Genomic DNA, 14,401 nt, shown 5'->3' on the forward strand with positions numbered 1-14,401 from the left:
CCAGGAGCTCTTCGCCTACGGCATGCGCATGCTCGTGGAGTCCCAGACCGACCTGGAGTTCGCCGGCAGTGCGCGCGACGGGGCCGAGGCCCTCGATCTCGTGGCCGCGATGCGCCCGGACGTGGTGCTCATGGACATCCGGATGCCGGTGCTCAACGGGCTCGAGGCAACCCGCCGGCTGACCGCCGACGGCACGCGGGTGGTGGTGCTCACGACCTTCCAGCAGGAGGAGGCCGTGGTGGCGGCGATGCGGCACGGGGCGAGCGCGTTCGTGACGAAGGACGTGGCGCCCGAGGTGCTGCTCGACACGATCCGGCGGGTGCACGCCGGCGACGCGCCGCCGGAGCCGGTGGGGGAGCTCGTGAAGCGGTTCGCCCGGCCCGAGCCCGCGTCCGAGACCGCGTCCGCGCCGGCGTCCGAGCGCGTGTCCGAGCCCGCATCCGAGTCCGAGTCCGCGTCCGAGCTCGCGCCCGGGCCCGCAGCCGATGCGCTCGAGGTGCTCTCACCGCGTGAGCGCGAGATCTACCTCTTCGCCGCCACCGGCCTCCGCAACCGCGACATCGCGCGCGCCGCCTTCGTGAGCGAGGCCACCGTGAAGACCCACATCCGCGGGATCCTCGCGAAGCTCGGCTTCACCAGCCGCGCCCAGATCGTGGTGCACGCCTACGAGAACGGCCTCCTCGGCGGCTAGGTTCGGGTTCGATGTCACATTCCGATGCCCTGAGGACATTACAGAATATGCAGCAGGAATCGAGGTCGAGCGAGCTGTCGCTGTGGACAGCCAGCCGGGGTGGCGACCAGTCCGCCTTCGGCCTCCTCTTCGATCTCCATAAGGATCGGGTGTTCCGTCATGCGTTCCGCCTCCTGTCGGACAGAAGCGACGCTGAGGATGTCCTGGGCACGGTGTTCTTCGAGTTGTGGCGCAAGCGCAACGCGGTCCACGTCGTCGACGGCTCCATCCTGCCGTGGCTCTTGTTGACGGCTACGAACACGGCGCTCAACCTGCAGCGAGCGACCCGCCGCTATCGACTGCTCCTGAGCAGGCTCCCGCGTGAAGACCGAGAGCTCTCTGCTGAGGACCAGGCATACCTGCGCTCGAACGGCCTCAGCCCACAGCTCGACCTGGCCATTCGCGGATTGAGCCCCATAGATCAGGGGCTCGTCGCCCTTGTGATGATCGAGGGCTACCCGATCGCGGAGGCAGCGACGGCGCTGGAGATCGGTTCCACGGTCGCTCGAAAGCGATTGTCTCGCCTGCGCGTCAGACTGCGCGACAGTCTCTCCTCCACAACCCCAGCCGACCTCGCCCTCGAAGGGAACGGATCATGAATGAGCCGACAGTGAGCCAGAAGTATGCGGACGCGCTGCGTCTTGCTCTCATGGTGAACGCAGTCCCCCCGCGCCGACCGGCGCGCCGGCGGCTGTGGATGGGGACTGCGGCGATCGCGGTGCTCGCGGTGACAGGGACGGCGGGGGTCGCGGCGGCTCGCCTCATGGCGCCACCCGGAACCCCCATCGATGCCTCCCTCTCCGAGGCCGTGCACGGGACGTTCACCGGCACCGGCACCCTCGACCTGGGCCCCGTTCCGAAGGGCGCGACGAATATCAAGATCATCGTGACGTGTCTCAGCGAGGGAACGTTCACCTTCGGGGACTTCGGTTCCATGACATGCCGGAAGGGTGACGTGAATGACCAGACGTGGGGTGCCGTGCCTCTGGGCCTCGATCAGCAGCGCACCATCACTCTGGAGACATCTCCGACCGCATCCTGGTCGGTGTCCGCCCACTACACGAAGACCGTCCAGACCGAGTGGGGCGTCAACGAGGCGGGTCAGACCTTCGGTGCGCCGAAGGGCGACAGCAATCCCGACCTCATCCCCGTGACGGCCACGAACGGGGAACGCGGATACCTGCGCTTGGAGGACTACGAGTCCGACAACCTGGAGGGCTGGACGATGGAGGACGCAGCCGAGTTCATCGAGGGCGCCAATCGCCTCGACCGCTACCTGCCGGTCTACGCATCCGACGGATCCACGGTGATCGGCGAGTTCCTGTTCCCCGGAACCGACTCGCCCCCGGTTTTTCGAACGCAGTAGTTGACGAAATCTCAGTTGAGCGCTCATGATGGTCGTGACCTAACCATCGGCCGATCAGCGGAGGATCGAATGTCAGCACGAAACAAAGAGCGCGTGCGCGCTCGGCGGCAGGCGGCGTCGGCCATCGCTGCGGTAGCGGTCGCCGCCTTCGTCGTCACGTCTGCAAGCAGCGCAAGCGCTCAGACGGGACCAGTCACCGGGTGGTCAACAGGACTCAATCACTTCGTCTACTTCAACCAGGCGAACGTCGATGTCCTCGGAGCGAGCGCAGTGACGTTCGCTTCGTCACGGGGCATTCCGACCCCGAACCAGTACGCGGTCTCGAAGGCTCAGCTGCTCGACGAGTGGGGTGTCTACTGCGTCGGCCCCCAGGTCTTCAGCTCGTATCCGAACGGGGCGGCTTCGACGTCCTGCCATATCAACCACACGTCGTTCGCGTCCCAGGGGATCGTGTGGGGGTGGACTGGTACCCAGTGGCGTAAGCAGACAACGTACCGCCTCTGGTACGACCGATTCGCAGGCGCGCGCATGGCTGCCCCGCTGGTCGAGACGCCAGAGTGGCCCGTGAACGCGGCAGGACAGACGTACGGGAACGGGGCTCTCGCTGCTTCAGCTGACGAATATCCGGACCTGATCACCGCCACGGCCACGAACGGTCAGCGCGGGTATGTGGTGAACGCCGACCTGAACGAGGCGTCGGGTGAGAGCGTCCTCGCGCGGGGTGCTTCGCCGGATTCAATCTCTGCCTGGGTAGAAGGCGCAGCGGGGGTCGACCGCACTATCCCCGTGTACGACTCTGACACGACGACGGTTCTGGGGGAGTTCCTCATCCCCGCCGCGGAAGTGGCCGAATAGGGGAGCTCAGGCGCCGGCCGGGGCTATGGCGTGGTGGCGGCCGATGGGGAGCATGAGGGGCTTGCCCGAGACCGGGTCGGGGATGACGCGGCTGTCGAGGCCGAAGACCGTGCGCACGACCTCCTCGGTGAGCACCGCGGTGGGGTCGCCCGCCGCGTGCACCCGGCCGCCCGCGAGCGCCACGAGGTGGTCCGCGTAGCGCGCGGCGAGGTTGAGGTCGTGCAGCACCATCACGATCGTGGTGCCACGACGCCGGTTGAGGTCGGTGAGCAGGTCGAGCACCTCCACCTGGTGGCTCACGTCGAGGAACGTCGTGGGCTCGTCGAGCAGCAGCAGCTCGGTCTGCTGGGCGAGCGCCATGGCGATCCACACCCGCTGGCGCTGACCGCCGGAGAGCTCGTCGACCGGGCGGTCGGCGAGGCCCGCGGTGTCGGTGGCGTCGAGGGCGTCGGCCACCGCCGCGTCGTCGGCGGCGCTCCAGCGCGTGAAGATGCCCTGATGCGGATGCCGGCCCCGGCCCACGAGATCCGACACCGTGATGCCCTCGGGCGCGATGGGCGACTGGGGGAGGAGGCCCATCGTGCGGGCGAGCTGCTTGGCCGGCATCCGGTGCACCTCCTTGCCGTCGAGCAGCACGTGGCCCGCCCGCGGCGCGAGCAGCCGCGACATCGAGCGGAGCAGCGTCGACTTGCCGCAGGCGTTCGCGCCCACGATGGCGGTCACCCGGCCCGGCGGCACCTCGAGGTCGAGGCCCTCGATGACCGTGCGGTCGCCGTAGCCCAGCGAGAGCGCGGAGGCGCTCAGTCGATGGTCGGTGGTCACAGGGAGCCTCCCCGGCGGTTGGAGCGGATGATGAGGTAGATCAGGTACGGCGCCCCGAGCACGCCCGTGATGACGCCGACCGGGTAGCGGGTGCCGAACGCGAACTGGCCCACGAAGTCGGCCACGAGCACGAGCAGCGCCCCCACGAGACCGGCCGGCACGAGCAGCGGCGTGCCGGGCCCGACGAGACGCGAGGCGATGGGCCCGGCGAGGAACGCCACGAACGCGATCGGCCCGCACGCCGCGGTGGCGAAGGCGATCAGCCCGACGGCCGCGACGATCGCGACGAGCCTCGTGCGGTCCACGCGCACGCCCAGTGCCGACGCCGTGTCGTCGCCGAGCTGCGTGGTCGCGAGGTTGCGGGACTGGCCGAGCAGCACCGGCGTGAGCACGGCGAGGGCCACCACGACGGGCAGCACCTGCGACCAGCTCGAGCCGTTGAGGCTGCCGGTGAGCCAGCGCTCGGCCTCCTGCAGATCCCACTGCGCCGCCTGCGAGAGCACGTAGGCCGTGATGCTGTTGAGCATGGCCGCCATGCCGATGCCGATCAGGATGAGCCGGGTGCCGGCCACACCGCTGCGATACGAGAGGGCGTAGATCAGGATCGCGACGACGAGCCCCGCGACGATGGCGAACGCCGACACCGCGGTGGCGCCGAGCGAGAGCGTGACGATGGCGAAGGCCGCCGCCGCGCTCGCGCCCGAGCTGATGCCGATGATGTCGGGGCTCGCGAGCGGATTGCGGAGCATGGTCTGGAAGGTGACTCCGCCGAGGCCGAAGCAGAGCCCGGCGAGCACCGCGAGGCTCGCCCGGGGCAGGCGCAGACGGCCGACCGTGAAGGTGCCACCCGGCACCTCGCCGCCGAACATGACCGTGACGACGTCGACCGGGGTGTAGAACGTCTTGCCCACCATGAGGGAGACGGCGAACATCACCAGGATGAGGGCGCAGAGCACGGCGATGACGATGCCGGCCCGTCGGTGCCGGAGCCGACGACTGCGGGCGACCGCCTGCGCGGTGGAGAGGGTCGGGGACTCGTCGGGGGCGCCGGCGGGCGGTGTGCCCTCGCCCTTCGTGATGACCGCGCTCACAGGGCTCGCACCTTCTGCCGGCGCACGATCCAGATGAACACCGGGGCCCCGATGAGCGCCGTGATGATGCCGACGTCGATCTCGGAGGGGCGCGCCACGATCCGGCCGAGCACGTCGGCGCCCGTGAGGAGAGCCGCGCCGACGACGGCCGAGAACGGCAGCAGCCAGCGGTGGTCGACCCCCACGATGAGGCGGCAGGCGTGCGGCACCACGAGGCCGACGAACGCGATGGGGCCGCACACCGCGGTGGCGGCGCCGCACAGCACGACCGAGCCGAGGGCCGCGGCCCCGCGGGTGAGCGCCACGCGCTCGCCGAGGCCGGCGGCGAGTTCGTCGCCGAGAGCGAGCGAGTTGAGGCCCTTCGCCGAGAGCAGGCAGATGATGAATCCGGCCAGGAGGAAGGGGAGCACCTGGTTCAGCGCCGTGAAGGTGGCCCCGCCCACGCCGCCGATGAGCCACGCCCTCGCGGCCTCGCCGATGTCGGCGCGCGGCAGCACGACGGCGCTGATGAACGAGGCGAGCGCGGCCGAGGTGGCGGCTCCGGCCAGGGCGAGCTTGAGGGGTGTGGCGCCGCCGCGGCCGAGGGAGCCGACGGTGTAGACGAAGACGGCCGCGACGGCGGCGCCGCCGATGGCGACCCAGATCTGGGTGGAGGCGGAGGAGAGCCCGACGAAGGCGATGAACGTCACGACGGCGAGCGAGGCGCCCATGTTGATGCCGAGCACGCCGGGGTCGGCGAGCGGATTGCGCGTGACGCCCTGCATGACGGCTCCCGAGACGGCGAGGGCCGCTCCCACGAGCACCGCCACGAGGGTGCGCGGGATGCGGGTGGCGACGGCGGCGGGCCCGAAGCCCTCGGTCTGCCCGCCGAGCGCCGAGAGCACGTCGTTCCAGTCGACCTCACGGGAGCCGACGAGCACGGAGGCGGCCATGACGGCCCCGAGCACCGCGAGCGAGACGAGGAGCCAGAGCGCGCGCACGCGTCTCGGGCGCCGCACGACGGCGGCGCCCGAGGGTGGGGTGGGGGTGGCGGTCTTGTCGACCGTCACCGCATCCGGGACTCGGCTCACTTGGCCTTGTCGGCAGCTGCGGCCAGCAGCTCGAGGTAGTCGTCGAGCACCCACGAGATCGACAGCGGGGTGGGGTTCGCGGCGGTGCCGAGCGGGCTCGTGCCCGGGAGGTTCACGATCGATCCGTTCGCCACGGCGGGCACCTGCGAGAGCAGCGGGTCGCCCTCGAGGGCCGTGACGAGGTCGTCGCCGCCGTAGGTGACGATGAGGTCGACGTCGGAGAAGGTGTCGGCCTGCTCCGAGCTCACCGTGAGCGAGAAGTTCTCGGTGGTGGCGGAGGCGTCGGCGATGCTCTTCGGGGTCGACAGGCCCAGGTCCTCGAAGAACGCGGACCGGGTGTCGTGGGTCGTGTAGAAGCTGACCTCGCTGAGGTCTGCGGTGTCGACGTGGGTGAGGAACATGGCCGAGGTGCCCTCGAGCTGCGGGTACTCGGCGGCCGAGTCGGCGATCTCCTTCTCGAGCTCGGCGATGAGGGCGTCGCCCTCCTCGGCGAGGCCGAGGCCCTCGCTGTTGAGGTGGATCATGTCGCGCCACGAGGTGCCCCACGCGGTCTCGGGGTAGGCCACGACGGGGGCGATCTCGCTGAGGGTGTCGTAGTCCTCCTGCGTGAGGCCGGAGTAGGCGGCGAGGATGACATCCGGAGCGGTGTCGGCCACGGCCTCGAAGTCGATGCCGTCGGTCTCGTCGAACAGCACGGGCGTCTCGGCGCCGAGCTCCTCGAGCTTCTCGTCGACCCAGGGCAGCACGCCGTCTCCGTCGTCGTCGCCGAAGTTGGCCGCGGCCATGCCGACGGGCACGATGCCGAGGGCGAGCGGCACCTCGTGGTTGGCCCAGTTGACCGTCGCGACGCGCTCGGGCTTCGTCTCGATCGTGGTGGTGCCGAGGGCGTGCTCGATGGTGATCGGCGTGAAGTCCGAGTCCCCCCCGGCGGCGGCCGAGCCGTCCGAACCGGAGGAGGGGGAGGAGCACGCGGCGAGGCCGGCGGTGAGCAGGGCTGCCGTCGAGAGTGCGAGCAGTCGTGAAGCGCGGGGCATGGGGGCCTTTCGGTTAGGATTGCCTAACCGAACCTAGTCGACGTCGAGGTGGCCCGCAAATGGGTCACGGCGAGGTGTGACGTTCCAGGTCCGGCGCACGTCCTACAAGACGGGCGCCCCATCCGACCCCCACCGGGTGGGGCGCTCCTCGGGCCCTCGGCGTGCCGGTCGTTAACCTTCCTGGTGCACAATGTCGGCCATGCCCGACAGCACCCCCCATCTTCAGCCCGAGCTCGACCGGGCCTCGGGGGCGGCACCCGCGCGCACCCTGATCGACGTGCTGCGGGCCGCGACGGCGCGGAACCCCGAGGCGTCCGCCCTGGAGGATGCGCAGGGTGCGCTGAGCTACCGCGAGCTGATGGCGCGCGTGCACGCCACGGCCGCCGAGCTGCACGAGGCCGGTGTGCGCCGCGGTGACCGCGTCGGCATCCGGATGGAATCGGGCCGGCGGGAGCTCTACATCGCCATCCTCGCGGTGCTCGCCGCGGGCGCCGCCTACGTGCCGGTCGACGCCGACGACCCCGAGGAGCGGGCCGTGCTCGTGTTCGGCGAGGCGCGCGTGGCGGGCGTCATCACGGGCACGGGGGAGTTCGCCCCTGCCGAGACGGCGCCGGAGCGGGCGGCCAGGCTCATCGCACGCACGGAGCCGCACGCGAGCACGGCGTCGCTCCCCGTGGTCTCGCCGCCCGAGCCGGAGGACGACGCCTGGATCATCTTCACCTCGGGCTCCACCGGCACCCCCAAGGGCGTGGCGGTCACCCACCGCTCGGCCGCGGCCTTCGTCGACGCCGAGTCGCAGCTGTTCCTGACCGCGGAGCCGATCGGGCCCGGCGACCGCGTGCTCGCGGGGCTCTCGGTGGCCTTCGACGCATCGTGCGAGGAGATGTGGCTCGCCTGGGCGCACGGCGCCTGCCTCGTGCCCGCCCCGCGCTCGCTCGTGCGGAGCGGCATGGACCTCGGGCCCTGGCTCGTGACCCGCGACATCACGATCGTCTCGACCGTGCCCACGCTCGCGGCCCTCTGGCCGGTGGAGTCGCTCGAGAACGTGCGCCTGCTCATCTTCGGCGGCGAGGCCTGCCCGCCCGAGCTCGGCGAGCGGCTCGCGAGCGGCGGCCGGGAGGTCTGGAACACCTACGGGCCCACCGAGGCCACCGTCGTCGCGTGCGCCGCGCCGCTCGGCGGCCCAGGGCCGGTGCGGATCGGGCTCCCGCTCGAGGGCTGGACCCTCGCCGTGGTCGACGGCGACGGCGCCCGCGTGGCCCCGGGCGAGGTCGGGGAGCTCATCATCGGGGGAGTGGGGCTCGCACGCTACCTCGACCCCGCGAAGGATGCCGAGAAGTACGCCGCCATGCCCTCGCTCGGCTGGGAGCGCGCCTACCGCAGCGGCGACCTCGTGCGCTACGACCCCGAGGGCCTCGTGTTCCAGGGCCGCGCCGACGACCAGGTGAAGGTCGGCGGGCGGCGGATCGAGCTCGGCGAGATCGAGTCGGCCCTGCAGGGCCTCCCGGGGGTCTCGGGCGCGGCGGTGCTCGTGCAGACGACCGGCGCGGGCAACCAGGTGCTCGTCGGCTACGTGGTGGCGGCCGATCCGTCGTCGTTCGACCGCGAGGGCGCCGTGGCCCGGCTCCGCGAGGAGCTCCCCGCGGCGCTCGTGCCGCTCGTGGCCGTGCTCGACGACCTGCCCACCCGCACCTCGGGGAAGGTCGACAAGGCCGCCCTGCCGTGGCCGCTGCCGGCCGGTGGGTCGGGCGGGTCCGGCGGGTCCGGCGCATCCGGCGACGCCTCGGAGGGCGAGGGCGGCTTCGGCCCCGACGCCGATCCGATGCTCGTGCGGGTGGCCGGCCTCTGGACCGACGTGCTCGGCGTGCCGGTCACCGACCCCGCCGCCAACTTCTTCGACCTCGGCGGCGGCTCGCTCGCCGCGGCGCAGCTCGTGGCGGGCCTCCGCCGCATCGACCCGGGCTTCACGGTCGCCGACGTGTACTCGCATCCGCGACTCGGCGCCGTGGCCGCCGAGCTCTCGGTGCGGGTGGGCGGTGCGGATGCTACCGGCTCCGACAGCGCCGCCGGTCGCCTCCCGGCCGAGCCCGTGGCCGAGACCCCGCTCCGGATGCGCGTGCTGCAGACCCTGCTCGGCGTCCCCCTCTTCGTGCTCGCGGGCCTGCGCTGGCTCGTCTACCTCTTCACCGCCACGGCCGTGCTCACCGCCGTCGGCGGCTTCGGCTTCCTGCCCACCGTGCCGCTCTGGCTCCTGGTCGTCGGTCTCGTGCTCTTCGCCACGCCGTTCGGCCGGATGGGCATCTCGGTCGTCGCCTCCCGGTTGCTCCTCAATGGCCTCCGCCCCGGCAACCACCCGCGAGGCGGCCGCTGGCACCTCCGGCTCTGGCTCGCCGAGCAGATCGCGCACCAGGTGGGCGCCGTGAGCCTCGCCGGCGCCCCCTGGATCAACTACTACGCCCGCGCCCTCGGCGCCCGCATCGCCGACGACGTCGACCTGCACTCGCTGCCGCCGGTCACCGGCATGCTCACCGTGGGCCGCGGCGCCTCGATCGAGCCCGAGGTCGACCTCTCGGGCTACTGGATCGACGGCGACACCGTGCGGGTGGGCGCTGTGCGGGTGGGGGCCGGCAGCACCGTGGGCGCCCGCAGCTCGCTGCTGCCGGGCACCCGCATCGGCAAGCGCGCCGAGATCGAGGCCGGCTCCTCGGTCTTCGGGCGCGTGCCCTCGGGTCAGCGCTGGGCCGGTTCGCCCGCGCGTCGCGTGGGCAAGGCCCGTGACTGGTGGCCCTCAGCTCGTCCGGAGCGCGGCACCAGGTGGCTGGTGGCCTATGGCGCCTCCTCGGTGGTGATGGCGCTCGTGCCGCTCATCGCCTACGCCTCGGGCGGTGCGGTGCTCGCGGTCTTCCTCCGCGACGCCGCCACCCTCGGCGAGGCCGCCGGCCGGGCCGCACTCGGCCTCGTGCCCGGCGTGCTCGTGGCCGGTGTCGTGCTCGCGGGCCTCGTGCTCGTGTTCACCCGGCTGCTCGGCCTCGGCGTCTCCGAGGGCGTGCACGCCGTGCGCGGCCGGGTGGGCTGGCAGCTGTGGGCGACCGAGCGCCTGCTCGACCTCTCGCGCACCGTGCTCTTCCCGCTCTACTCGGGGCTCTTCACGCCGGTCTGGCTGCGGCTGCTCGGCGCCCGCATCGGCCGCGACGTCGAGGCCTCGACCGTGCTGCTCATCCCCGCCATGACCACCGTGCACGACGGCGCCTTCCTCGCCGACGACACCCTCGTGGGCGCCTACGAGCTCGGCGGCGGCTGGATGCGCGTGGCGCGCGCGCAGATCGGCGAGCGGGCCTTCCTCGGCAACTCGGGCATGGCGGCCGCGGGACACTCCGTGCCGCGCGACGGGCTCGTGGCCGTGCTCTCGGCCGCGCCCCGCAAGGCGAAGGCGGGCTCGTCGTGGCTCGGCTCGCCGCCCGTGCGCCTCCGCCGCACCGTCAACGCCGCCGATGCGAGCCGCACCTACGACCCGCCGACGCGTTTGAAGGTCGCACGCATCCTGTGGGAGCTCGGGCGCATCGTGCCGGTCCTCGTGACCTGCGCCCTCGGCGTCTCGGTGCTGTTCGTGCTCGCCGCGCTCACCGAGTGGGCGGGCGTGCTCGTGGCGGCGCTGCTCTCGGGCGTGGTGCTGCTGGCCGCCGGAGCGGTGGCCGCGGCCGTCAGCACGGTGGCGAAGTGGGTGCTGATCGGGCGGATCCGGGCCGGCGAGCATCCGCTCTGGTCGTCGTTCGTGTGGCGGAGCGAGGTGTCGGACACCTTCACCGAGATGGTCGCCGCACCCTGGTTCGCCGAGGCCGCCGCCGGCACGCCCGCCCTCGTCTGGTGGCTGCGGAGCCTCGGTGCGACGATCGGCCGCGGGGTCTGGATCGACACCTACTGGCTGCCCGAGGCCGACCTCGTGACCCTCGGCGACGCCACGACGGTCAACCGCGGATGTGTGGTTCAGACGCATCTGTTCCATGATCGAGTGATGAGCCTCGACACGGTCACCCTCGACGACGGCGCCACGCTCGGCCCGCACAGCGTCATCCTGCCCGCCGCCCGCATCGCCGCGCAGGGCACCGTGGGGCCCGCCTCGCTCGTGATGCGCGGTGAGCTCGTTCCCGAGGGCAGCCGCTGGAGCGGCAACCCGATCGGGCCGTGGCGCGAGGTGCGCACCTCCGACTACGGCGCGCACCCGGTGCTGGCCGACTCGACCGTGCGCACGGTGGTCGCGTGACGGGGCGCGGCGTCGCGTTCTCCGGGGATCCCTACACGCCGGGCATCGGCACCTGGTCGTACCGGGTGCACGCCTACGACCTCGAGCTCGACTACCGGATCGAGACGAACCGCATCGACGGCGTCGCCCGGATCAGCGGCGAGGCCGTCGTCGACCTCCCCGCCATCCTTCTCGACCTCTCGAAGCTCAAGGCCACGAAGGTGAAGCTCGACGGCCGGCGGCTGCAGCGGATCTCGCAGAACACGCACACCCTCACCGTGCGACCCGACGCCCCGATCCCCGCCGGCACCCGCTTCGAGCTCGAGATCGAGTACGGCGGAAGGCCCGGCCCCCGCCGGAGCGCGTGGGGCCCGATCGGCTGGGAGGAGCTCGCCGACGGCGTGCTGACGGCCTCGCAGCCCTCGGGCTCGTCGACCTGGTTCCCCTGCAACGACCGGCCGGGCGACAAGGCGAGCTATCGCATCCGGCTCACGGCCGACCAGGACTACACCGTGGTCTGCAGCGGCACCCTCACCGAGCAGCGCACGCGGAGCGGCCGCACCACCTGGGTCTACGACCAGCCCCGGCCCACCGCCGCCTACCTCGCGACCGTGCAGATCGGGCAGTACCTCCGCCGGAGCGACGACTCGGGGGCCGTGCCGCTCGACTACGCGTTCCCGGCCGAGCTCGAGGCGCGGCTGCGGGCCGACTTCGCGCCCGTGGCGCACATGCTCTCCTTCTTCTCGCGCGTCTTCGGCCCCTACCCGTTCGACCGCTACGCCGTGGTGGTGACCGCCGACGAGCTCGAGATCCCGCTCGAGGCGCAGGCGATGGCCATCTTCGGGGCCAACCACGTCGACGGCGCGGGCGGATCCGAGCGGCTGATCGCGCACGAGCTCGCGCACCAGTGGTTCGGCAACAGCGTGGGCGTGGCGGCCTGGAAGGACATCTGGCTCAACGAGGGCTTCGCCTGCTACGCCGAGTGGCTGTGGTCGGAGGAGTGCGGCGGGCCCCCGGCGGCGCAGCTGGCCCAGGAGCACTACCTGCGGCTGCGGCACGCGCCGCAGGACCTCGTGATCGGCGAGCCTGGGGCGGCCTCCATGTTCGACGACCGCGTCTACAAGCGCGGGGCCCTCACGCTGCACTTCCTGCGCGCCGAGATGGGCGACGCCGCGTTCTTCGGGCTGCTGCAGGCCTGGACGAGCGGGCACGCGCACTCCACGAGCGACACCGCGGCCTTCGTGGCGCTCGCCGAGGAGCACGCCGGCCGTCCGCTCGCCGGGTTCTTCGACTCCTGGCTGAACCACGCCGCCCTGCCCTCGCTGGCCTGATTCGGCTAGTGTCGAGTGGACACGACGTGCCCCGTTCTGGGGCACCCGGATCAAGGAGGATCACGTGTCATCGAACAGAGCCGTCGCATACAAGGGCCCAGGAGTCGTCGAGGTCATCGACATCGACTACCCCGAATTCGAACTGAAGGACGGGCCGGGGGTGAACCCGGCCAACGTGGGCCGGAAGGTCCCCCACGGCGCCATCCTGCGCACCGTCGCCACCAACATCTGCGGATCGGACCAGCACATGGTGCGCGGCCGCACCACCGCGCCCTCCGACCTCGTGCTCGGCCATGAGATCACCGGCGAGGTGGTGGAGGTCGGCCCCGACGTGGAGTTCGTCAAGGTGGGCGACATCGTCTCGGTGCCGTTCAACATCGCCTGCGGCCGCTGCAGTAACTGCAAGGAGCGCAAGACCGGCATCTGCCTGAACGTGAACCCGGATCGCCCCGGCAGCGCCTACGGCTACGTCGACATGGGCGGCTGGGTCGGCGGGCAGGCCGAGTTCGTGCTCGTGCCCTACGCCGACTGGAACCTGCTGGTGTTCCCGGATCGCGACCAGGCGCTCGAGAAGATCATGGACCTCACGATGCTCTCGGACATCTTCCCGACCGGCTTCCACGGAGCCGTCACCGCGGGCGTCGGAGTCGGCTCGACCGTGTACGTGGCGGGAGCGGGCCCGGTGGGCCTCGCGGCCGCGACGGGCGCCATGCTGCTGGGTGCCGCCGCCGTGATCGTGGGCGACATGAACGAGGAGCGGCTGGCCCAGGCGCGGAGCTTCGGCTGCGAGACAATCGACCTCACGAAGGGCGATCCGGCCGAGCAGATCGAGCAGATCCTCGGGGTGCCCGAGGTCGACTGCGGCGTCGACGCCGTGGGCTTCGAGGCACGCGGGCACGGCGGCGACTCGGGGCACGAGGCCCCGGCCACGGTGCTGAACTCGCTCATGGACATCACGGCGGCGGGCGGCGCCCTCGGCATCCCGGGCCTCTACGTCACGGGCGACCCGGGCGGCATCGACGACGCCGCCAAGAAGGGCGCGCTCTCGCTCAGCCTCGGCACCGGCTGGGCGAAGTCGCTCTCGTTCACCACCGGGCAGTGCCCCGTGATGAAGTACAACCGCGGGCTCATGATGGCGATCCTGCACGACAAGGTGCACATCGCTCAGAACGTGAACGCCACGGCCATCACGCTCGAGGATGCGCCGCGCGGCTATGCGGAGTTCGACGCGGGGGCCGCGCAGAAGTACGTGCTGAACCCGAACGGGTATCTGGACGCCGCGTAGGCGGGCTCGGCGGATTCTGCCGGTTTCCGGCAGGTTCAGTCCCGTTACCGGCGGGCGGCGTGCTCGAGCTCGGTGAGCTCGAGCCGTCGCCAGCTGGTGAGCGGCACGACCGGCTTCTTCTTCGGAGCGCCCGCGAGTCGCACCGCCACGCTCGCGCGGAGGGCGGGGTCGAGCCGCAGATCGGACACGGCGTACGCGCCGGACTCGGCGTCGCGGCCCGCGGTGGCCTCGATCGCGCCGTCGCGTGTGTGGATGAGCACGTCGGCCGGGTCGAGCGCGAGGCCGCGGCCGTCGGCCTTCACGACCGCCTCGAGGCGGGTCCAGTGCTGGATGGGCTCCCACTGCCGGCCGGCGGGCCGTGCGGCCGCGGGCACGAGGGCCGTGACGGCCGCGAGCTGTTCGACCGTGGCATCCGCCGCCTCGATGTCGATGCCCACGGGCCCGCGCCAGGTGGCGGCGACGGCCACGCCCGCGGGGGAGTGGGCGACGCTCACGCTGATCGGGCGGCCCTTCGGCGAGGCGAGCGCGAGCTGCGGGCGGCCGTGCGGTCCGCCGCACACCGCGCAGTGCGCCGTGA

The 14,401-nt window shown here is 71.9% G+C and carries 12 protein-coding genes; 7 read left to right on the forward strand and 5 right to left on the reverse strand.

Translation table 11 applies throughout. The features are described 5' to 3' along the window. The 4 genes from Q0D57_RS16960 to Q0D57_RS16975 all read left to right on the forward strand — a co-directional run. Positions 1-691, forward strand: a 691-nt coding sequence (locus Q0D57_RS16960) for a response regulator transcription factor (protein WP_291046252.1), incomplete at its 5' end; no start/stop codon positions are given. 11 nt (positions 692-702) lie between these two features. After that, positions 703-1,329: an RNA polymerase sigma factor gene (locus Q0D57_RS16965; protein ID WP_291046253.1), complete on the forward strand. Its 627-nt coding sequence runs from the start codon at positions 703-705 to the stop codon at positions 1,327-1,329. A 50-nt stretch (positions 1,330-1,379) separates the two neighbouring features. Further along, positions 1,380-2,096 carry a hypothetical protein gene (locus Q0D57_RS16970; protein WP_291046254.1) on the forward strand — a complete coding sequence of 239 codons (717 nt, stop codon included), beginning with the start codon at positions 1,380-1,382 and terminating at the stop codon, positions 2,094-2,096. 69 nt (positions 2,097-2,165) lie between these two features. Next, entirely contained in the window at positions 2,166-2,951 is a 786-nt protein-coding gene (locus Q0D57_RS16975) for a hypothetical protein (protein WP_291046255.1), read from the forward strand. A gap of 6 nt (positions 2,952-2,957) precedes the next feature. Here the strand turns inward: Q0D57_RS16975 and Q0D57_RS16980 are convergent, their stop codons facing one another. From Q0D57_RS16980 to Q0D57_RS16995, 4 genes are read right to left on the reverse strand one after another with little or no spacing between them, the layout of a single operon-like run. Continuing rightward, positions 2,958-3,773 (reverse strand): ABC transporter ATP-binding protein, encoded by an 816-nt coding sequence (locus Q0D57_RS16980; RefSeq protein ID WP_291046257.1) that lies wholly within the window; start codon positions 3,771-3,773, stop codon positions 2,958-2,960. After that, a complete protein-coding gene (locus Q0D57_RS16985; protein ID WP_291046258.1) occupies positions 3,770-4,864 on the reverse strand; it encodes an iron chelate uptake ABC transporter family permease subunit in 1,095 nt (364 codons plus the stop codon). The genes Q0D57_RS16980 and Q0D57_RS16985 overlap by 4 nt, the downstream gene beginning before the upstream one ends. Further along, the gene (locus tag Q0D57_RS16990; protein WP_291046259.1) at positions 4,861-5,934 is read right to left on the reverse strand and encodes an iron ABC transporter permease; all 1,074 of its coding nucleotides are present in this window, start codon (positions 5,932-5,934) and stop codon (positions 4,861-4,863) included. The genes Q0D57_RS16985 and Q0D57_RS16990 overlap by 4 nt, the downstream gene beginning before the upstream one ends. Further along, the gene (locus tag Q0D57_RS16995; RefSeq protein WP_291046261.1) at positions 5,931-6,968 is read right to left on the reverse strand and encodes an iron-siderophore ABC transporter substrate-binding protein; all 1,038 of its coding nucleotides are present in this window, start codon (positions 6,966-6,968) and stop codon (positions 5,931-5,933) included. Before Q0D57_RS16995 ends, Q0D57_RS16990 begins: the two co-directional genes overlap by 4 nt. Before the next feature lie 199 nt (positions 6,969-7,167). Between Q0D57_RS16995 and Q0D57_RS17000 the strand changes: the two genes are divergently transcribed. From Q0D57_RS17000 to fdhA, 3 genes are all read left to right on the forward strand, one after another. After that, entirely contained in the window at positions 7,168-11,229 is a 4,062-nt protein-coding gene (locus tag Q0D57_RS17000) for a Pls/PosA family non-ribosomal peptide synthetase (RefSeq protein ID WP_291046263.1), read from the forward strand. Beyond that, positions 11,226-12,539 (forward strand): M1 family metallopeptidase, encoded by a 1,314-nt coding sequence (locus Q0D57_RS17005; RefSeq protein ID WP_291046265.1) that lies wholly within the window; start codon positions 11,226-11,228, stop codon positions 12,537-12,539. Before Q0D57_RS17000 ends, Q0D57_RS17005 begins: the two co-directional genes overlap by 4 nt. Positions 12,540-12,603: 64 nt before the next feature. Further along, positions 12,604-13,824, forward strand: a complete 1,221-nt coding sequence (gene fdhA, locus Q0D57_RS17010) for a formaldehyde dehydrogenase, glutathione-independent (protein ID WP_291046267.1) — start codon at positions 12,604-12,606, stop codon at positions 13,822-13,824. 44 nt (positions 13,825-13,868) lie between these two features. Here the strand turns inward: fdhA and Q0D57_RS17015 are convergent. Beyond that, on the reverse strand, positions 13,869-14,401 hold a 533-nt coding region (locus tag Q0D57_RS17015; RefSeq protein WP_366518639.1), incomplete at its 5' end, for a 4'-phosphopantetheinyl transferase superfamily protein.

Source organism: Herbiconiux sp. (assembly GCF_023264895.1).
Classification (GTDB): Bacteria; Actinomycetota; Actinomycetes; order Actinomycetales; family Microbacteriaceae; genus Herbiconiux.